This window comes from Candidatus Binatia bacterium, assembly GCA_035631035.1.
Classification (GTDB): domain Bacteria; phylum Eisenbacteria; class RBG-16-71-46; order SZUA-252; family SZUA-252; genus DASQJL01.
Genome location: DASQJL010000050.1, coordinates 1 through 19,732 on the forward strand (window position 1 = coordinate 1; position 19,732 = coordinate 19,732).

Annotated in this window: 15 protein-coding genes; all 15 read left to right on the forward strand. The window is 71.2% G+C overall.

The annotated features are described in order from the left end of the window. The first annotated feature begins 100 nt into the window (after nucleotides 1–100). The 15 genes from VE326_04530 to VE326_04600 all read left to right on the forward strand — a co-directional run bounded on the left by VE326_04530 (nucleotide 101) and on the right by VE326_04600 (nucleotide 19,721). Nucleotides 101–1,741: a hypothetical protein gene (locus tag VE326_04530; GenBank protein HYJ32462.1), complete on the forward strand. Its 1,641-nt coding sequence runs from the start codon at nucleotides 101–103 to the stop codon at nucleotides 1,739–1,741. Between the two features lie 8 nt (nucleotides 1,742–1,749). Beyond that, the gene (locus tag VE326_04535) at nucleotides 1,750–2,586 is read left to right on the forward strand and encodes a CpsD/CapB family tyrosine-protein kinase (protein ID HYJ32463.1); all 837 of its coding nucleotides are present in this window, start codon (nucleotides 1,750–1,752) and stop codon (nucleotides 2,584–2,586) included. Nucleotides 2,587–2,591: 5 nt separating this feature from the next. Then, nucleotides 2,592–3,920 (forward strand): nucleotide sugar dehydrogenase, encoded by a 1,329-nt coding sequence (locus VE326_04540; protein ID HYJ32464.1) that lies wholly within the window; start codon nucleotides 2,592–2,594, stop codon nucleotides 3,918–3,920. A gap of 8 nt (nucleotides 3,921–3,928) precedes the next feature. Further along, the gene (locus VE326_04545; GenBank protein ID HYJ32465.1) at nucleotides 3,929–4,876 is read left to right on the forward strand and encodes an SDR family oxidoreductase; all 948 of its coding nucleotides are present in this window, start codon (nucleotides 3,929–3,931) and stop codon (nucleotides 4,874–4,876) included. After that, nucleotides 4,866–5,939, forward strand: a complete 1,074-nt coding sequence (locus tag VE326_04550) for a FemAB family XrtA/PEP-CTERM system-associated protein (protein HYJ32466.1) — start codon at nucleotides 4,866–4,868, stop codon at nucleotides 5,937–5,939. Before VE326_04545 ends, VE326_04550 begins: the two co-directional genes overlap by 11 nt. Continuing rightward, nucleotides 5,936–7,177 (forward strand): TIGR03087 family PEP-CTERM/XrtA system glycosyltransferase, encoded by a 1,242-nt coding sequence (locus tag VE326_04555; protein ID HYJ32467.1) that lies wholly within the window; start codon nucleotides 5,936–5,938, stop codon nucleotides 7,175–7,177. Before VE326_04550 ends, VE326_04555 begins: the two co-directional genes overlap by 4 nt. A 70-nt stretch (nucleotides 7,178–7,247) precedes the next feature. Next, the gene (gene asnB / locus VE326_04560; GenBank protein ID HYJ32468.1) at nucleotides 7,248–9,137 is read left to right on the forward strand and encodes an asparagine synthase (glutamine-hydrolyzing); all 1,890 of its coding nucleotides are present in this window, start codon (nucleotides 7,248–7,250) and stop codon (nucleotides 9,135–9,137) included. A gap of 16 nt (nucleotides 9,138–9,153) precedes the next feature. After that, complete coding sequence (gene asnB, locus VE326_04565) at nucleotides 9,154–11,043, forward strand: asparagine synthase (glutamine-hydrolyzing) (protein HYJ32469.1); 1,890 nt, start codon at nucleotides 9,154–9,156, stop codon at nucleotides 11,041–11,043. Next, nucleotides 11,040–12,302, forward strand: a complete 1,263-nt coding sequence (locus tag VE326_04570; GenBank protein HYJ32470.1) for a glycosyltransferase — start codon at nucleotides 11,040–11,042, stop codon at nucleotides 12,300–12,302. The genes asnB (VE326_04565) and VE326_04570 overlap by 4 nt, the downstream gene beginning before the upstream one ends. After that, on the forward strand, nucleotides 12,299–14,200 hold the full coding sequence (locus tag VE326_04575) for an asparagine synthase-related protein (GenBank protein ID HYJ32471.1): 1,902 nt from the start codon (nucleotides 12,299–12,301) through the stop codon (nucleotides 14,198–14,200). Before VE326_04570 ends, VE326_04575 begins: the two co-directional genes overlap by 4 nt. Further along, entirely contained in the window at nucleotides 14,197–15,327 is a 1,131-nt protein-coding gene (locus VE326_04580) for a GNAT family N-acetyltransferase (protein HYJ32472.1), read from the forward strand. The genes VE326_04575 and VE326_04580 overlap by 4 nt, the downstream gene beginning before the upstream one ends. Continuing rightward, entirely contained in the window at nucleotides 15,324–16,433 is a 1,110-nt protein-coding gene (locus VE326_04585; GenBank protein ID HYJ32473.1) for a polysaccharide deacetylase family protein, read from the forward strand. Before VE326_04580 ends, VE326_04585 begins: the two co-directional genes overlap by 4 nt. A 2-nt stretch (nucleotides 16,434–16,435) precedes the next feature. Next, nucleotides 16,436–17,737: a putative O-glycosylation ligase, exosortase A system-associated gene (locus tag VE326_04590; GenBank protein ID HYJ32474.1), complete on the forward strand. Its 1,302-nt coding sequence runs from the start codon at nucleotides 16,436–16,438 to the stop codon at nucleotides 17,735–17,737. A gap of 3 nt (nucleotides 17,738–17,740) precedes the next feature. Then, nucleotides 17,741–18,961: a glycosyltransferase family 4 protein gene (locus tag VE326_04595; protein ID HYJ32475.1), complete on the forward strand. Its 1,221-nt coding sequence runs from the start codon at nucleotides 17,741–17,743 to the stop codon at nucleotides 18,959–18,961. A gap of 13 nt (nucleotides 18,962–18,974) precedes the next feature. Continuing rightward, on the forward strand, nucleotides 18,975–19,721 hold the full coding sequence (locus tag VE326_04600) for a hypothetical protein (protein ID HYJ32476.1): 747 nt from the start codon (nucleotides 18,975–18,977) through the stop codon (nucleotides 19,719–19,721). The last annotated feature ends 11 nt before the right edge of the window (nucleotides 19,722–19,732 follow it).

The following is a 19,732-nucleotide window of genomic DNA, read 5'->3' on the forward strand; positions in this document are numbered from 1 at the left end:
CGGAAGGAAGGCACCTCGATCTGGGTCCACCTCGCACAGATGAGCTCCGTCATCTCCCTGGTCGCGTCCATCATCGCCCTCTCCAGGCATTGAGCCGAGCATGAGCGCCGCCGAGCAGGAAAAGGGACTCGTTGTCGACACGCGCGAGATCGTGTGGAAGGCGAAGCGATACAAGTGGCTCGCCCTCCTCCCGATCGTCGGCGCGCTCTGCGCGGCCTTCCTCTACCTGAACGTGGCGCCGAGCGTCTACGAATCCTCCGTCGTCATCTCGATGGAAGACCCCACGCGCGTTTCCGAGGGCATGGAGCGCCTGGTGCGCCCCAGCGATCAGCAGGAAGATCTCGTCCAGAAGATGGCTCGGGTCCGAAGCCGCGTCTTGAACCGCACCTTCCTCACGGCCATCAGCGACCGGTTGGCGCTCGGACGCGATCCCAAGCTGGTATCGATCTCGACGGCCGCGGCACGCAAGTATCCCGGCATCACCCCCGAGGAGTACGCGACCCGCATCGCGGTCTCCACGCTGGCCAAGCGGATCAACGTCCTTCCGGTCGGCTCGACCTACATCCGGCTCGCCGTGAAGGACCCCCAGCCCGAACAGGCGCGGCGCCTGGCGACCGCGGTCGGCGAGGGCCTGATCGAGGAGACCCGGAAGAGCGAATTGGAGCGGACCCAGGCGCGCGGGGAGTTCAGCCAGGACCAGATCGCGGTCGAGCGCGAAAACCTCCGCCGGGCCGAGGACGCCTACCGCGCCGCGGCGACGAGGGTCGTGGGCGCGACCATCACGACGGGATCGGTGGACCCCGGCAACGTGGAGGCGATCCGCGAGCTAGCCGACGCCGCGGACAAGGAAGCCGACCAGGTCTCCGAGCGGATCCGGACCGACAAGCAGACCTGGGTCGACCGGATGGGTGGGGCCCGGATGCCGGACCTGCGCACCGGCCGCACGGCGGAGCTGGAGTCGCGGCTCTCCGGCCTCGAGGCCAGCTACGGCGTGGCCGCGGCGCGCGGCACGTCGCAGGGGGACGCCTCGGGCCAGTCGCTCCTCCAGCAGATCGGCGGGGCGCGCCAAGAGCTCCTCTCCGAGTACGAGAACGCCGCGGGCTCCCTCCAGGGGAACATCCCCGACGACGCCAAGCAGATCGCCGCCGGCGTCGCCCTCGACCGCTCGATCCTCAATTCGCTCCGCATGCGCAAGAAACGGCTCAGCTCCATGGTCGGCTCGTACGTCAGCAAGGCCCGGAGCGCTCCCGCCTCGCAGATGGAGCTGGACGGGCTCAAGGCCGAGATGCAGAAGCATCAAGATCTGCTCGCCACGCTGGAGAAGGAAGCGGCCTCGTCGCGGATCAGCGAAGCGATGGAAACGAGCCAGCTCTCCTTCCGGATCGAAGTCGTCGAGCCGCCCGTGCTGCCGCTCAAGCCGGTGTGGCCCGACAAGCTCAAGGTGATCCTGGGCGCGCTCCTCCTGGGGCCGCTCTTCTCGGTCGGCATCATCCTCGGCGCCGAGCGCGTAGGAGCGATCCTCCGCACGGTGGAGCAGGCCGAGGAGGAGATGGGAACCAAGGTGATCGGGACGATCCCGCGCATCGAGGGGTGGTCCCGCCCCGGCTCCTTCCTCGAGAACAACTGGGCGCCGCTCTCCATCCTGGCCATCGTGATCCTGACCGCGCTGGTGTCCGTGACGTACACGAGCCTCAACTCGACCCGCCACGCCGCGACGACGAGCGGCGAGCTGCGCCGGTAGGGTTCCCCGTGCCCAAAGAAGCGCCGCGCAGCCTCTTCACCGAATTCAGCACCGACGCGCCCTACGTGACCGAGGCGCGGCGGCTTCTCCAGTCGCTGATGCGCCAGCACCGCGGGCCCGCCTGCCGCGTCTACATGGTCTCCAGCGCGGGCCGCGGCGAGGGGAAGAGCACGATCTGCGGGCTGCTCGGCATCGTTGCGGCGCGGATCTTCCACCGGCACACGCTCATCATCGACGCCGACATGCGGCGGCCCACGATGCACCAGCTCCTGGACCTCTCGCAGAAGCCGGGTCTCTACGAGATCCTGCACGGCACGGCCAGCCTGGACCTGGCGCGCCGGCCGACGACGCTACCGCTCCTGCACGCGATCCCCAGCGGGAAGCCGGGGTCGCACGTGAGCGATTCCTACGACGACGAGGGCTTCGAGAAGCTCCTGCAGTCGGTGCGCCCCAGCTACGACCTGATCTTCATCGACGCGGCGCCGATCGTGCCGGTCGTGGAGCCGATCATGATGGCGGAGCACGTGGACGGGATCCTGCTGGTCGCCATGGCCGGCCGCACCCCGATCACGATGATCCGCCGCATGCGCGGCATCCTGACGCCCGTCGCGAGCAAGGTGGCCGGCGCGATCGTGAACAACGCCACGGAAGGGCTGCCGTACTATTACGACTACAGCTACTACGGATACAAACCGCTCCTGTCCCGGCGCGATCGGAATAAGGTGGGGGGTCCGACCGCTCCGAGCGCCGATGTCCAAGCGAACGGCGATGGAGCCGCAACACCCCACGCGGCGTCCTCCCCCGCGCCACCGGCGCACGCCGCGAAACCCAAGCCCAAGGAGTAACTCTCATGTCGCCCCGCAAGCGGTCCGGAACGGCCGCATCGCGTCTTTCCGCTCGCCTGGAGAACCGCAGCGCACGCATCGGCGTCATCGGACTGGGCTATGTCGGCCTGCCGCTGGCCGTGGAATTCGCCAAGGTGGGCTACCGCGTCACGGGCTTCGAGATCGATGCCAAGCGCGCCTCCACGCTGAACCGGGGGATCTCCTACATTCAGGACGTCCCGACCGGCGACGTGCGCGGGCTGGTGCGCGAGGGAATGCTGCAGGCCACCCTCGACTTCGACGCGCTCGCCAAGATGGACGTCGTCGACATCTGCGTGCCCACGCCGCTACGCAAGACCAAGGACCCCGACGTGTCCTACATCGTCGCGGCCGTGAAGGACATCGCGCCGCGCCTGAAGCGCGGGCAGCTGGTCGTGCTGGAGAGCACCACCTACCCGGGCACCACCGACGAGCTCGTGCTCCCGCTGCTGGCGGAGGGGGGCCTGACGGTGGGGAAGGACTTCTTCCTCGCCTTCTCGCCCGAGCGCGTCGACCCGGGCAACGAGAAGTACCAGACCAAGAACATCCCCAAGGTTGTGGGCGGCGTCACGCCCGAGTGCACGCGGCTCGTCGCGCAGTTCTACGGGGCCGTCATGGATTCGATCGTTCCGGTCGGCTCCACGCGCGTGGCCGAGATGGTGAAGCTGCTCGAGAACACCTTCCGGAGCGTGAACATCGGGCTGGTGAACGAGCTGGCGCTCATGTGCGACCGGATGGGCATCGACGTCTGGGAGGTCATCGACGCCGCGAAGACGAAGCCGTTCGGGTTCATGCCCTTCTATCCCGGACCGGGACTGGGGGGCCACTGCATCCCGATCGATCCCTTCTATCTCTCCTGGAAGGCGCGGGAGAGCGGGTTCGAGGCGCGCTTCATCGAGCTCGCGGGGAACGTGAACGGCGGGATGCCGCACCACGTGACCAAGCGGGTGTCGGAGGCGCTGAACTCCGTGCGGAAGCCGCTTCGCGGCTCCAAGGTGCTCGTGGTGGGGGTGGCCTACAAGGCCGACATCGACGACGTCCGCGAGTCCCCCTCGCTGGACATCATGGAGATCCTGGAGCGCGAGGGGGCGCGGGTGACGTACGCCGATCCGTACGTGCCCTCGCTGCGGCACAACGGCTCGATGATGCACGCGAAGTCCCTGACGCCGGCGATGATCCGCGCTGCCGACTGCGTCGTGATCGCCACGGCGCACAAGAACATCGACTTCGCGATGATCGCGAAGCACGCGAAGACGATCGTGGATTCGCGCAACGCCTTGAAGGGACGCCGCACGCGCGGCGTCTTCAAGCTGTAGGCCCGCGCATGGGACGCTACCTGGTCACCGGCGGGGCCGGATTCATCGGCTCCCACATTGCCGAGCGCCTTCTCCGGGACGGCCACGAGGTCCGCATCCTGGACAACCTGGCCACGGGGAAGCGCGAGAACGTGGAGGCGATCCGTCCCGCCGGACCCGGGCGGCTGGAATGGCTGGAGGAGGACGTGCGCGACCTGGCCGCGTGCCGGCGCGCGTGCGCCGGCGTCGAGTACGTCCTCCACGAGGCCGCCCTCGGCTCGGTGCCGCGCTCGGTGGAGAACCCCGGCGAGACCACCGCGGTCAACGTCCTCGGCACCGTGAACGTCTTCCAGGCGGCGCGCGAGGCCAAGGTGCGCCGCGTGGTCTGGGCGTCGTCTTCCTCCGTGTACGGCGACACGCCGACGCTTCCCAAGCACGAGCAGATGCCGCTCTCCCCGCGCTCGCCCTACGCGGCGGGGAAGCTCGCGGGCGAAGAGTTCGCGCGGGTTTTCGCGGGAACGATGGATCTGCCCGTGGTCTCGCTTCGCTATTTCAACGTGTTCGGCCCGCGCCAGGATCCCGACTCGCAGTACGCGGCGGTGATCCCGCGCTTCATCCGCGCCCTCGTGGAGGGGAAGCGCCCCACCGTCTACGGGGACGGGGAGCAGAGCCGCGACTTCACCTACGTCGACAACGTGGTGCAGGTGAACCTGGCCGCCTGCGGGAAGGGCCCCGGGCGCGGCGAGGTCGTGAACGTCGCCTGCGGCGACCGCTACACCCTGAACGACCTCTTGCGCTGCCTCGAGAAGATCCTCGGCGTCAAAGCCGATCCGGAGTACCTGCCGCCGCGCGCCGGCGACGTCCGGCATTCCCAGGCCGCCATCGACCAGGCCGTGAGCCTCTTCGGCTTCCAGCCCACGGTCGGCTTCGAGGACGGCCTGGCGCGCACGGTGGAGCACTTCCGGCGTGCCGACTGAGTCGTCCGAGGCGCTGGAGACGCGCGCCGGAGCGGAGACGCTCCGGGTGGAAGAGGTCGCGCTGGACGACCCGCGGTGGGACGGCTACCTCCGCTCGCATCCCGACGCGACGATCTTCCACCGCATGGCCTGGCAGCGCTCCGCCGCGCGCACGTTCGGGTATCGCTTCCGCGGGCTCCTCGCGCTGCGCGACGACCGCCCCGCCGGCGTCCTCCCGCTCTTCCAGGTGCCCGGCTTTCCCGTCGGAACGTCGCTCATCTCCACGCCGCTCGCGGTCTACGGGGGCGTGGTCGCGGACGACGACGCCGCCGGCGCGGCGATCCGCGGGGCCGCGCGCGCGATGGGAGAGACGATCGGCGCGCGCTACGTGGAGCTGCGCGGCGGCATGCGCTTCGACGGGCTGCCGGTCAAGGACCTCTACGTCACCTTCCGGCGGCCGATGGTCTCCAGCCACGACGCCAACTTCACCGCCATCCCGCGCAAGCAGCGGACCAGCATCCGGGCGGGGCAGAAGCGCGGCCTGACGCACCGGACGGGCGGCGCCGAGCTGCTCGACCGCTTCTACCCGATCTATTCCCACAGCGTGCGCAACCTGGGCACGCCGGTGTTCCCGCGACGCCTCTTCTCGATTCTCATGGAGGAGCATCCCGACGAGAGCGGCATCCTCCTCGTCGAGACCGACGGACAGTTCGTCGCCGCCGTGCTCTCCTTCTTCGACCGCGGCCAGGTGCTCCCGTACTACGCCGGCACGCTGCGCGGCGCCTACCGCTACTCGGCCAGCGACTACATGTACTGGAGCCTCATGTGCCACGCCGCCGACCGCGGCTGCACGGTCTTCGATTTCGGCAGGAGCAAGCGCGACACGGGAGCGTTTCACTACAAGCGGCACTGGGGCTTCGACCCGACGCCGCTGGCCTACCAGTACGACCTGGTCCGGGATCGAGCCATTCCCGACCTGAGTCCGCGGAATCCCCGGTTCTCGCTGGCGATCCAGGCCTGGAGGATGCTGCCCCTGCCGGTCGCCGAGCGGATCGGCCCCGCGATCGTCCGCTACTTTCCGTGAACATCCTGTACCTGGCGCACCGGATCCCCTATCCGCCGGACAAGGGGGACAAGATGGTTTCGTACCACCAGGTGCGGCACCTGGGGGCGCGCCATCGCCTGCACCTGGTCTGCTTCGCCGATGACCGCCGCGACCTGGTCCACGCCGACGTGCTGCGCGAGTTCTGTGCATCGGTGGACGTGGTCTACCGCTCCCCGCGCCGCGCGCGGCTCGAGGGTCTGCGGGGCCTTCTGGACGGGCGCGCGATCTCGGTCGCGGCGTTCGACAGCAAGGCGCTCCGGCGCGCGGCGGCGGAGCGGCTGCGCGGCGCGGACATCGTGCTCGCCTTCTCCTCGGTCATGGCGCAGTACGTGCCGGCGGGGGACTGGAGGCCGCGCGTCATGGATTTCGTGGACGCCGACTCGGAGAAGTGGCGGCTCTACGCGTCGCGAAGCCGCTGGCCCGCCTCCTGGCTGTACGCGCGCGAGGCGGACCGGCTCGGACGCTTCGAGGAGGCGGTGGCGCGCTCGTGGGACCAGTCGCTCTTCGTCTGCGAGCGCGAGGCCCGCGTGCTGCGGGAGCGCGTCCCCGGCGTTCCGGTGGGCGTGATCCCGAGCGGCGTGGACCTCGACTACTACGCGCCGCCGCCCCGCGCGGCTTCGGGGAACGGCGCGGGTCCGCATCACGAGCGGGTGCCGCGCCTGGTGTTCACGGGGATGATGGACTACTTCCCGAACGTGGACGGGGTGCGCTGGTTCGCGGCCCAGGTCTTTCCGCGGGTGCGCCAGGCGCTGCCCAACGCCCGCTTCACCGTGGTCGGGAGGAACCCCGCCCGCTCCGTACGCGCGCTCGCGTCGGTGCCGGGGATCGAGGTGACCGGCGCGGTGCCGGACGTGCGCCCCTACCTCGCGGCCGCCGACGTCGCCTGCGTGCCGCTGCGCGTCGCGCGCGGGCTGCAGAACAAGATGCTCGAGGCGATGGCGATGGGGCTGCCGGTCGTGGCGACGACGCCGGCCTACGAGGGGCTGGACGCGCCCGAGGGCGCGGGCATCGAGGTGGCCGACGATCCCGGCGTCTTCGCCGAGCGGGTCGTGGGATTCCTCCGGGACGAGCCCCGCCGGCTCGAGGCGGGCCGTCGCGCCCGCGCCCACGTCGAGGCGCGCCATCAGTGGGCGGCCCACGGCGCCGCGCTGGAAGCGCTCCTCGAGGGGCTGGTCGCGTCGCGGCCCAAGCCGGGACGGCGAGAAGCGGTATCATGAGAGGCGCGATCGGACCGCGGCCCCTCCATGCCCGGCGCCGGACCGTCGCATCCACCCGGAGCCACGCCTGATGTGCGGCATCGCCGGAATCGTCGAGCTTCGCGGAGCCGTCCCCGACCGGGGAACGCTCGAGCGCATGGCCACGCTGCTCGCCCATCGCGGTCCCGACGAGCAGGGGATCGCCGTGATCGGACAGGCGGGGCTTGCCCATCGCCGCCTCTCCATTATCGACCTCTCCGGGGGACACCAGCCGATGGCCGACGCCACCGGCACGCTGACCCTCCTGTTCAACGGGGAGATCTACAACTTCATGGATGTCCGCCGCGAGCTGGAAACCCGCGGGCACCGCTTCGCGACGCGCTCCGACACGGAGGTGCTGCTCCAGGCCTACCAGGAGTGGGGCACCGACTGCGTGCTCCGGCTGAACGGGATGTACGCCTTCGTGATCTGGGACGCGCCCCGGCGGCGGCTGTTCGCGGCGCGGGACCGGCTGGGGAAGAAGCCGTTCTATTACGCGCTCACGCCCGACCGGTTCGTCTTCGGCTCCGAGCTCAAGGCCGTGCTGGCCGCGCCGGGTGTTCCGCGCGACGTGGACCCGGCCGCGGTGGACGAGTTCCTCTCCCGCTACTACGTGGGAGGGGCGCGAACCATTCTCCGCGGAGTCGCGAAGCTCCCGCCCGCGAGCTGGCTCAGCCTGGAGGAGGGACGCCTGACGGTCCAGCGGTACTGGCGTCCCGCGTTCCGTCCCGACGCGCCCGCGCGCCGCGAAGAGGAGTACCTCGAGGAGCTGGAGGCGCTCTTCCGCGACGCCGTCCGCCGCCGGATGATCAGCGACGTGCCGCTCGGCGCCTTCCTCTCGGGGGGCGTGGACTCCAGCGCCATCGTGGCGATGATGGCGGCCGAGGGGGGGCCGCCGGTGAAGACCTTCACCGTCGGATTCGACGAGGCCGGCTACTCCGAGGTCGAAGACGCGCGCGTCGTGGCCCGCCACCTCGGCACCGACCACCACGAAGAGACGGTTCGCCCCGACGCGATCGCGATCCTTCCCGATCTCGTGTGGCACTACGACGAGCCGTTCGGCGACTCCTCGATGGTGCCGACCTGGTACGTGGCCCGCATGGCGCGGCGCCACGTGACGGTGGCGCTCTCGGGGGACGGCGGCGACGAGCTCTTCGCCGGCTACACGCGCTACCAGCGCGCGCTCGACGAGCGCAGGCTCGACTGGATTCCCGAGCCGCTGAAGCGGCGCGTGCTCGCGCCCCTGGCCGAGGCGCTTCCCGCCGGGGCGCCGGCGCGGAACCGGCTCTACGCGGCCGCGCATCACTCCGTGCTGACCGGCGGTTACGACCTCGGGCTCTACCCCTACATCAAGTCCTGGCTCTACGCGCCGGCGATGCGGACCCAGGTGGGGAACGGCGGCGGGAACGGTGGAGCGGCGCTGCCGGCCGGCCTCACCCGGGCCGACCTGGAGCCGCTGGATCTGGTGAGCCGCCTCCAGTGGATCGACACGCTCGCGTATCTGCCCGACGACATCCTGACCAAGGTGGACCGCGCGAGCATGGCGCACTCGCTGGAGGCGCGCGCGCCGCTTCTCGACTACACCCTGGTCGACTTCATGGCCCGCGTGCCCAGCCGGCTCAAGCTACGAGGCGGCGTCTCCAAGTACCTGTTCCGGAAGATGCTCGCCAAGCACCTCCCGGCGTCCGTCTTCACCAAGCGGAAGCAGGGCTTCGCCGTGCCCAAGGGGGAGTGGTTCCGGCGCGATCTCAAGACGGTCGCGCGGGAGCGGCTTCTCGATCCCCGGACGCTCGCGCGCGGCTACTTCCGCCCCGAACGGATTCGCGAAGTGCTTCAACTGCACGAGGCAGGTCAAAGGGATTACAGCGATTGGATCTGGTGCCTGTTGATCCTCGAGGAGTGGCACCGGACCTTCATCGACCCCGCGACGAGGCGGATCTGAACGTGGAGGCTGCCTGATGTGCGGCATCTGCGGCATCTTCGCACCCGGCTCCGGCGCGGTGGACCGGGCGGTCCTCGAGCGCATGACGTCGTCGATCGTCCACCGGGGCCCCGACGACGTCGGGGTCCACGCCAAGGGACCGATCGGCCTCGGCTTCCGCCGCCTCTCGATCATCGGCATCGAGACCGGACACCAGCCGATGTTCACCGAGGACGGCCGGCTGGCGATCGTCTTCAACGGCGAGATCTATAACTACCGCGAGCTGCGGCGCGAGCTGGAGTCGCTGGGGCACCGCTTCCGCACCGAGACCGACACCGAGACGATCCTCCTCGCCTATCGCCAGTGGGGCCACGATTCCGTGCGGCGCCTGCGCGGCATGTTCGGCTACGCCATCTGGGACGAAGCCCAGAGCGCCCTCTTCCTCGCGCGCGACCGGCTGGGGATCAAGCCGCTCTACTACGCCTGGGACGGAAGCACGCTCCGGTTCGGCTCGGAGATCAAGGCGATCCTCGAGGACCGCTCCTTCCGGCCCACGATGGACCCGCTCGCGCTGGACGAGTACCTGACCTACCTCTACGTCCCGGCGCCGCGCTCGATCTTCCGCGAGGTGCGGAAGCTGCGCCCGGGGCACACGCTGACGGCGACCGCGCGGGGCATCGAAGAGCGCGAGTACTGGGATCTCGCGATCCGTCCCGGCCCGCCGCGTTCGGAAGAGGAAGTCGTCGAGGGGCTGCGCGCCGCGCTCGAGGACTCCGTCGCCTGCCACCTCATGAGCGAGGTGCCGCTGGGCGCCTTCCTGTCCGGCGGGGTCGATTCGAGCGCGGTGGTCGCCACCATGGCGCGGATGAACGACCAGCCCGTGCGCACGGAATCGATCGGCTTCCGCGAGGACGCCTACGACGAGCTCCCGTACGCGCGGCAGGTGGCCCGGGCCTTCGGCACCGACGCCCACGAGAAGATCGTGGAGGCGCACGCCGCCGACATTCTGGACGCGCTGGCGTGGCACTACGACGAGCCGTTCGCCGACTCCTCCATGGTCCCCACGTGGTACGTCTCGAAAGCGGCACGGGAGCGCGTGACCGTCTGCCTCTCCGGCGACGGAGGGGACGAGAACTTCGCGGGCTACCGCCGCATGCGCTTCGATTACCTCGAGAACCGGATCCGGTCGCGCATCCCGCGCTGGGTGCGCCGCGGCGTGCTGGCGCCGGTGGCCGCCGCGTATCCCAAGGCCGACCGTCTGCCGCGGGTGTTCCGCGGCAAGACGCTCCTCACCAACCTGACGCTCTCGCCCGAGCGCGCCTATCACAACACCATGCGCTGGTTCACGCCGGCGATGAAGGCGCGCCTCTACCGCCCCGCGCTCCGCGCCCAGGTGGGGGATCACGACGCGTTCGGCGTGCAGGAGGAGTTCTTCCGGCGCTCGGAGGGGTGGCACCCGCTCTCCCGCATCCAGTACGTCGACTTCAAGACGTACCTGCCGGACGACATCCTGGCCAAGGTGGACCGGGCGAGCATGGCCCATTCGCTGGAGGTGCGGGTGCCGCTCCTCGACCACCGGTTCGTCGAGCACGTCGCGACGATCCCCGCCGATCTCAAGATCCGGAACGGGTCGGGGAAGTACGTGTTCAAGCGCGCGCTGGAGGGGCGGGTGCCTCCCGACGTGCTCACGCGGCGGAAGATGGGCTTTTCCGTGCCGCTCGACCTCTGGTTCCGCGGCGAGCTGCGCGCGCCCTTCGAGGAGCGCGTGCTCGCGCCAGGGTCGTTCACCGAATCGCTGTTCGAGCCGGGCGCGATGCGCTCGCTCTGGGACGAGCACCAGAAGGGGATCCGCGACCGAAGCTATCCGCTCTGGGCGCTCCTCGTGCTCGAGCACTGGGGGCGGCGCTTCACGCCGGCCGCGTCGTGAGCGGCCCCGCCATCGGCGCCGGACGCGAGGGCGCGCGCCTTCGCATCCTCTCCTTCACGACGCTCTTTCCGAACCCGGCCGAGCCGGCGCGCGGGATCTTCGTGCGGAACCGGCTCGCGGGCGTGGCGGCGCACGCCGATCTCGTCGTGATCGCCCCGGTGAACGCGGGGCGAAACCCCCGCGTGCTGCGCGTCCCGCGGCGCCGGAAGGACCCGGCGGGATTCGACGTGCTCCACCCCCGCTTCGCGGTGCTGCCCGGGATGCTCAAGGGCTGGGACGCCGCGCTGCTCCACGCCGAGACGCTGCCGCAGATCCGCGGCGCTCTCGACGAGGCGCTGGGCGGGTCGCCTCCCGACCTCGTCGATGCGCATTACGCCTACCCCGACGGCGCGGCGGCCGCGCGCCTGGCGCGCCACCTCGGGGCCCCGCTCGTGCTCACCGTGCGCGGCTCCGACCTCGAGGTGCTCGCCCAGAACCCGGCGCAGCGGGGGCCGATCCAGCGAACCCTGCGCGAGGCGCGCGCCGTGGTCGCCGTCTCCCGCTCCCTGGAGCGGCGCGCGATCGAGCTCGGCGCCGCGCGCGACCACGTGCACGTCGTGCCGAACGGCGTGGACGTCGGCCGCTTCCGCGCGCTCGACCGGGCCGCCGCCCGCGAAGGGCTGGGACTCCCGGCGGGGCGCCGGATCCTGCTCGCGGTGGCGCGGCTCGATCCCGTGAAGGGGCTCGACTTCCTGCTCGAGGCGATGGCCGCGCTGCGCGCACGGCCCGGCGGCGCGGAGGTCGCGCTCCACATCGTGGGCGAGGGACCCGAGCGGCGCGCCCTGGAGGCCGCGATCGCGAGGCTCCGTCTCGGCGAGGTCGTCACCCTGCACGGCGCCGCCGCGCCCGAGATGCTTCCCCTCTGGTACGCGGCCGCGGACGTGGTCTGCCTCACCAGCCACAGCGAAGGGTGCCCGAACGTGGTCGCCGAAGCGCTCGCCTGCGGGCGTCCCGTGGTGGCCACCGCGGTGGGAGGCGTTCCCGACATGGTTCAGGACGGCGCGAACGGACTTCTGATTCCGCGGCGCGACCCGGCTCTCGCCGCCGACCTCCTGGCGCGGGCCCTGGCCCGGTCGTGGAGCGCGGAGTCGATCGCCGCCGGCGGACGCCGCAGTTGGGAGACGGTGGCCCAGGAGCAGCTCGCGATCTACCGCGCGGCCGCGGCGGGGGCGCCCGTCGCGGCGCTGGCCGCCGCGCCCGGACTGGAGCGCGCACGATGAGCGGCATCGCCGGAATTCTCGTGCCGCCGGGAGGGCGCCCCCTCGCCGCCTCCGATCTGGACGCGATGGCGCGCGCGCTCGGCGGGGAGGAGGCCGGACCGCCGCTCCTCCTCGACGAGGGGCGCGCCGCATTCGTGGTGCGCGGCCGCGCCGGCTACGATTCGGGGCTCGCGAGCCGGCGCGTGGGGAACGCGGTCCTGGGCCTCGCCTTCTTCGGCCGCCTCACCGCGCCGCCGCCGGCGGCAGGAGACGAGGGGGATTCGGGGCCGGGCCGCGGCGGCGCTCCGCTCCAGGCTCTTCTCTCGCTCTGGCTCGACCGGGGACCCTCCTGCGTCGCCGATCTGCGCGGCGAGTTCGCGCTTGCCGTGTACGACGGCCGCGACAAGACGCTCCACCTGGCCACCGACCGGATCCGCATCCAGCCGCTCGTCACGGCCGACCGCCCCGACCAGTTCCTCTTCGGGTCGCACATGGCGGCGCTCCTGGCCTCGCCGGTCCCCTTCGCGCCGACCCTGGACGCGGGAGCGCTCCTCGACGTCGTCGCCTCCTCGGTGGTCTCGGCGCCGCGCACCATCTTCCGCGAGGTGGACAAGCTGCCGGCGGGGCACCGGCTGGCCTTCCGGAACGGCCGCGCGTCGGTCGAGCCCTACTGGGAGCCCGACTTCACGCGCGCCGACGGCGCCTCGCCCGAGCGCCTGGCCACCGCGACCCGCGACGCGCTGGCCGCCGCCGTCCACGATCGGCTCGCGCGGGACGGTGCGGGGAGCTACGGCGCGTTCCTGAGCGGCGGCGTGGACAGCACGACCGTGACCGGACTGCTCACCAAGGAGAGCGGCGGCCGGATCGCGACCTTCTCGATCGGCTTCTCCGAGGAGCGCTTCAACGAGCTGCAGTACGCCCGGGTCGCCGCCTCGACGTTCCACACGCGGCACACCGAGTATTTCGTCACGCCGCGCGACACCGAGGATGCCGTGCTGGCCGTGGCGGAATCGTTCGACGAGCCATTCGCGAACGCGTCGGCCGTGCCCACCTACTATTGCGCCAAGGTGGCCCGCGAGCACGGCGTGGCGACGCTCTACGCGGGAGACGGCGGGGACGAGCTCTTCGCGGGCAATCAGCGGTATGCCGACGGCCGCGTCTTCGAGCCCTACGACCGGGTGCCGCGCTGGCTTCGCGACCCCATTCTCACGCCGGCGATCGCGGCGGCGGGCCGGATCGTGCCGCACCCGCTCTTCGTGAAGGCGGGGAAGTACGTGCGGCGCGCGTCCCTTCCGCCCGCGGAACGGATCGTCTCCTACGATTTCTGGAACGTGGTGCCTCCCGCCGCGTTCGCCACGGCCGACCTCATGGCCGCGGCGGCCGGCTGGCGCCCGGCGGCGATGGTGATCCGCCATCACGACCGCGCGCACGCCACGACCGCGCTCGACCGGCACCTCTATCTCGATCTCAAGATCACGATCAGCGACAACGACGTCCCCAAAGTGGCGCGCATGTGCGAGCGCGCCGGCGTCGCCGTCCGGTTTCCGTTCCTGGACGAGCGCGTGGTGGACGTGGCGACGCGCGTGCCCGCTCGGATCAAGATGCGCGGGGGAGAGCTCCGGACATTCTTCAAGGACGCCTACAAGGACCTTCTCCCGGTGGAGACCCGCACGAAGTCCAAGCACGGCTTCGGGCTCCCGATCTCCGGCTGGCTCAAGAGCGATCCGGGCCTCCGCGCGATGATGCGCGACCTGGTGCTCTCCCCGCGCAGCGTGGACCGCGGCTACTTCCGGCGGGAAGCCCTCGAGGACGTGGTGCGCCGCCACGAGGAGGACGCGACGCCGTACTACGGAACGGTCCTCTGGAATCTCATGGTGATCGAGCTGTGGCACCGCCGGGTGCTCGACGGACGGCGGTGAGCGCGCCCGACCGCTTCGAGGTGGTGGAGCCCGCGCGCGCGTTCGGCGAGCTGGGCCCGGCCTGGGAGGAGCTCCTTTGCTCGAGCGCGGCGGACTCGCCGTTCCTCACGCCGGCCTGGCTCGAGGCCTGGTGGGGCGCGTACGGCGCCGGCCGCGAGCCGCTCCTGGTCTTCGCCCGGCGCGGCGAGGCGATCGTCGGCATCTTCCCGCTCCAGGTCGCGGCCGAGCGGTGGCGCGGCCGCCTTCCGCTCCGGACGCTCCGCCTGTTCGGAGACGGGACGCACGATTCCGACTACCTGGACTTCATCGTGGCGCGCGGCGAGGAGGATCTCGTCCTCCCCGCGTTCTGGGCCTGGCTCCGCCGCGCCGGCTCCTCCCTCCGCTACGAGGTGGCGCAGTGGAACGAGATCCCGGAGGCGTCCCCCGCGGGCGCGGTCGTCCGGAAGCTCGCCGAGCGGGACGGCTCCCTCCTGGAAGAGCACCGCGTCGGGTGCGTCGTCACGGCGCTGCCCCCGTCCTACGAGGGCTACGTCGCGTCGCTCAAGCCGCGGATGCGGACCAAGGTCCGCTCGCTGCGTCGCGTCCTCTCCGATCAGCACGGCGCCCGGTTCGAGCGCGCCGACGAGGCCACTCTGGACGCCACCCTGGACTCGCTCTTCCGTCTGCACGAGCGCCGGTGGACACTTCGAGGGGAGTCCGGCGTGTTCGCCGCTCCCGAGAAGCGCGCCTTCTACCATGCCATGGGACGCGCCCTGTTGACGCGGGGCTGGCTGGATCTGACGACGCTGGTCGCCGACGGGGCCCCCGTGGCGCACCAGTGCTGCATCCGCTACCGCGGGACCGCGTTCCTGCTCCAGGAGGGGTACGACCCCGACTGGGAGGACCGCGGCGTGGGCAACGCGCTCCGCGCGATGACGATCGAGGCCATGATCGGGGACGGCCTCCACACCTACGATTTCCTGGCGGGCGTCACCAGCCACAAGCTCTCCTGGGGGGGCACCGTGAAGGAGAGCCTCCGGCTCACCCTGCGGGGAAACGGCGCGCGCGCGGCGATCGCGTCGGGGCTCTCGCTGCTCTCCGCCGCGCGGGCGCGTCTGCGCGCCGCCTTCTCCCGGAGCGCCCGATGAACGCCGCGAAGGCGGCCGCGGCGGCGCTCTTCCAGGCGGCGGGAGGGGAGCCGCTCCTCCGGGCCGCGGGAAACCGCTGGATGCTCGCGCCGGGCGGCGGAGGCGCGCGCCTGCGCCGCCGCGCGTCCCCGCCCTTCCTGATCCTGATCTATCACCGCGTCCACCCCGACCCCGGGCCGTTCATGATCGATCCCGTGCCTCCGGCGCTCTTCGAGCGCCAGATGCGCCACCTGGCGCGCGCCTACCGGCCGCTGCCGCTCGCCACCCTACTCGAGCGGAGCCGCGCGGGCACCGTCCCCGAGGGGGCCGTCGCGGTCACCTTCGACGACGGCTACGCCGACAACGCCGAGTACGCGGCGCCGATCCTGGCGCGCCACGGGGTTCCCGCGACGATCTTCCTCGTGACCGGGTGCATCGGCACGGGGACGATCCCCTGGCACGACGAGGTGCTCCTCGCGTTCGCGGCGGCGCGCGGAGGCGCGATCCGCATTCCGGGGCAGCCGGCCGACGAGCCGCCCCTTCCGCTCGGAACCGAAGCGGAGCGGCACCGCGCGGCCTTCCGCGCCCTGGCCGCGCTCAAGCCGAGGCCCGAGGCGGAGCGCCTCGCCGGCGTGCGCGCGATCCGGGAAGCGCTGGGGCCGGGCGATCCGGGTACCGCCGCGTCGCTGATGCTCGACTGGGACCGCGTGCGCGCGATGCGGGACTCGGGGATCGTGTTCGGCTCGCACACGGAGACCCACCCCATCTTGAGCCGCGTCACCTCCGAACGGGCGCGCGAGGAGGTGGTGCGCTCGAAGCGGACGATCGAGAAGGAGCTGGGGGAGGAGGCGGCGTTCTTCGCCTATCCGAACGGCCGCCCCGAGGACTACGACGAGGGCGCGGTCGAGGCGCTCCGCGCCGCGGGGTACCGGGGCGCGCTCACGACGACGTTCGGACCGAACGAGGCGGGGGAGGACCCGTTCCGGTGGCGCCGGGCCGCCGCGTGGTCGGCCGATCCGCGGCGCTTCGCGCTGCAACTCGCCTGGTATCGGTTCCGCGGCGCCGACGCGGCGGCCGAAGCGCCCGTCGCCGGCCCCGCGCTGGCCGGAGCCGGAGGGGGCCGCTAGCGATGCGCGACATCCTGATCGCGCTCCTCGTCTTCGGCAGCGCTCCGGTCGCGGTCTTCCGCCCCGACATCGGCATCCTGGCCTACATCTGGATCGGGCTCATGAACCCCCACCGCCTCTCGTGGCGGCTGGAGTACGCGCCGGTCGGGCTGGTGGTGGCGATCGCCACGCTGCTCGGCACGGTGATCCGCGGGGAGATCCGGCGCATCCCGATGAAGTCCACGACCATCCTCCTGATGGTCTGGATGCTCTACACGACGCTGACGACGATGACGGCCATCTCCGGACGCGACGCCTGGATCGAGTGGAACCGCTTCTCGCGGATCATCTTCATGTGCTTCGTGGCGATGATGCTGCTCCAGGAGCGGAAGCGCCTCGAGCGCTACGTCTGGGTGGCGATGGCCTCGATCGCCTTCTACAGCGTGAAGGGGGGGCTCTTCTCCCTCGCGACCCGCGGCGCCTATCGCGTGTGGGGGCCGATGGGCTCCTTCATCGAGGGGAACAACGAGCTGGCGCTCGCCGAGATCATGATCCTGCCGCTCATGCTCTACTTCGCGCGCCAGGTGAAGAAGACCTGGCAGCGCTGGGCCTATTACGGCTCGATCGTGCTGACGATCTTCTCGATCCTCTTCTCCTATTCGCGGGGGGCCTTCGTGGCCTTCGCCGGCGTCGCGGGCATCCTCCTGGTCCGCTCCCGCTACCGGTTCCAGGGACTTCTGATGGTGCTCGTGCTCGGAGCCGCCCTGATCTCCTTCGTTCCGGCCGAATGGAAGGATCGGATGACCTCGATCGAGTCGTATCAGACCGACCAGTCCGCCCAGGGGCGTATCAACGCCTGGCACTTTGCCGTGAACATCGCGATGACGCATCTCTTCGGCGGGGGGTTCCGCACCTTCACGAAAGAGCTCTTCATGGTGTACGCCCCAAACCCGACCGACGTCCACGACGCGCACAGCATCTACTTCGAGGTGCTTGCGGAGCAGGGGTTCCCCGGGCTCTTCATCTTCCTCGGCATCCTCGCCACCGCCCTCTGGAAGCTGGAGCGGATGCGGAAGCGCTGGCCGAAGGATCCCGACCGGCGCTGGGCGCGCGACCTGGCCGAGATGCTGCAGTTCTCGCTGCTCGGCTACATGTTCGGCGGGGCGTTCCTGGGGCTGGCCTACTTCGACCTGCCGTACTACCTCGTGGTCTCGACGATTCTCCTCGAGTACGTCGCCGAGCGCCAGCCGGCCGCCGTCCCGGTGCCGTCGCCGGCGGAGCCGGCCCGTCCCGGCGCGCTCGGCCGCGCGCCCGCGGCGGGCTAGCGCATGCGGCTGGTCGTCGACCACCGGACGCAGGGGCAGGGCGTCGAGGGGGTGCACCTTCTCGGCATGGCGCGCGCCTTCGAGCGCGCGGGCGCCGAGGTCGTGATCGTCTCGCCGCCGGGGGTGGAGGTGGGGCGGCCCGGCGCGGCGCCGCGCAAGGCGCCCGGCCTCCGGGGGCTCTGGTGGATGCTCGCCGAGCACGTCCCCGAGACGCTCTTCGAGCTGATGGAGATGGTCTACAACGTCCCGGCCTATTTCCGCCTGCGTCGGGCGCTGCGGACGCCGCGGGCCGACGCGCTCTACGAGCGCTACGCGTTCTTCCACGTCGCGGGAGCGCTGGCGGCGAGCGCCGCGGGCGTGCCGCTGATCCTGGAAGTGAACTACACCGCGGCGACGCCGCTCTACCGGCGCCGCAGCCGCCTGCTTCGCCCGATCGCGCGCGCCGCCGAGCGCTTCGTCTTCCGCCGCGCCCGGCTCATCGTGGCCGTATCGTCGGTGCTCCGCGACGCCATCGTGGCCGGCGGCATTCCCGCCGACCGCGTCCTGACGCTGCCCAACGCCGCCGATCCCGATCGATTCCGTCCCGAGATCTCGGGGGAGGCGGTGCGCGAGCGGCATGGGCTTCGCGGCGCCCGCGTCGTGGGCTTCACGGGGGCGTTCTTCCCCTGGCACGGCGTCGGGTTCCTGCTCGACGCGGTGGCGGCGCTCCTGCGCGAGATGCCCGAGGCGGCGGCCCTGCTGGTGGGGGACGGTCCCGAGCGGCCCCTCCTGGAGGAGCGCGTGCGCCGCGAGGGCCTCGAGGCGCGCGTGCGCTTCGCGGGATGGATCGGCCACGACGGACTCCCCGAGCACGTCGCCGCCTTCGACATCGCGGTGATGCCCGACTCCAACGAGTACGGCTCGCCGATGAAGATCTACGAGTACATGGCGATGGGGAAGCCGGTGGTGGCGCCGCGCCTGGGCCCGCTCGCGGACGGGATCGTGGATGGGGCGACGGGAATTCTCTTCCCGCGGCGGGACCCCGCCGCGCTGCGTGCGGCGCTGGCGTCGCTTTTGGGCGACGAAGCGCTCCGGGCGCGCATGGGGGCGAACGCCCGCGCGCACGTCCTGGCCCATCACACGTGGGACCGGAACGCGGCGCGGGTCCTGGAACGGATCGGCGCGTCCCCGCCCACGACGCCCGCCGGGGTCGGGGGACGCACTGCTGCGCCCTCGGGAACGTGATACTCTTAGGGGTATGAGAACGATGCGATGGGCCGTTCCGGCCCTCCTGATGGGCGTGTGCGCGGCGGCGTTCTGCGGGTCCCGGGAACAGGCCCGCGCCCAGGGGAGCTATATCCCCTCGCCGCCGGAGCAGGACTCGATCCTCTATCCGGAGCAGAAGCAGGATCCCCGGGTCGCGCCGCACGACGCGCACAACGCCTACACCAAGGACCCGTACTCGCCGAAGAACGAGAAGAAGGGGTTCGTCAACAACGACTACTTCTCGATCGCGGTGAACCCGACGGCCGCGCAGCTCATTCCGATCGTCGAGAACGGGCACCTGGGCTCAAAGAACAACCCGCGCGGCTTCTGGCCGCGCTACAACGAGGGGAACAAGGACCAGGCGTTCGGCGAGCTGAAATACGTCCTCTGGGTCTTCCCGAACCATCCCCGGGCGCTCCACCTGCTGGGGATGCTCTCCCGGGAGACCAACCAGCCCGCGATCCCGATCGCCTACTACGAGAAAGCGCTCCGGCTCTTCCCGGACCGTGCCTACACGCACGCGCAGTATGGCGCCTACCTGGTCGAGATCGGGGAGAAGACGCAGGGAATCCTGCAACTCCAGCAGGCCCTGCAGATGGACCCCAGCCTGCTCACGGCGCGCGCCTGGCTGGACAAGGCCAAGCGCTCGGTCGGGATCGAGGTGGGGGACAACGCCCCGGCGTCCAGCAGTCCCGAGAACCCCACCCAGCGGGACGGAATGTACGTGCCGAGGCGCTAGCCGCCGGCCGT

What these genes read in the sequence shown, in the direction of transcription:
- VE326_04530 (HYJ32462.1), top strand. Translation starts at nt 101, where the DNA reads ATGAGCGCCGCCGAGCAGGAAAAGGGACTCGTTGTCGACACGCGCGAG.
- VE326_04540 (HYJ32464.1), top strand. Translation starts at nt 2,592, where the DNA reads ATGTCGCCCCGCAAGCGGTCCGGAACGGCCGCATCGCGTCTTTCCGCT.
- VE326_04545 (HYJ32465.1), top strand. Translation starts at nt 3,929, where the DNA reads ATGGGACGCTACCTGGTCACCGGCGGGGCCGGATTCATCGGCTCCCAC.
- asnB (HYJ32468.1), top strand. Translation starts at nt 7,248, where the DNA reads ATGTGCGGCATCGCCGGAATCGTCGAGCTTCGCGGAGCCGTCCCCGAC.
- asnB (HYJ32469.1), top strand. Translation starts at nt 9,154, where the DNA reads ATGTGCGGCATCTGCGGCATCTTCGCACCCGGCTCCGGCGCGGTGGAC.
- VE326_04575 (HYJ32471.1), top strand. Translation starts at nt 12,299, where the DNA reads ATGAGCGGCATCGCCGGAATTCTCGTGCCGCCGGGAGGGCGCCCCCTC.
- VE326_04585 (HYJ32473.1), top strand. Translation starts at nt 15,324, where the DNA reads ATGAACGCCGCGAAGGCGGCCGCGGCGGCGCTCTTCCAGGCGGCGGGA.
- VE326_04590 (HYJ32474.1), top strand. Translation starts at nt 16,436, where the DNA reads ATGCGCGACATCCTGATCGCGCTCCTCGTCTTCGGCAGCGCTCCGGTC.
- VE326_04595 (HYJ32475.1), top strand. Translation starts at nt 17,741, where the DNA reads ATGCGGCTGGTCGTCGACCACCGGACGCAGGGGCAGGGCGTCGAGGGG.
- VE326_04600 (HYJ32476.1), top strand. Translation starts at nt 18,975, where the DNA reads ATGAGAACGATGCGATGGGCCGTTCCGGCCCTCCTGATGGGCGTGTGC.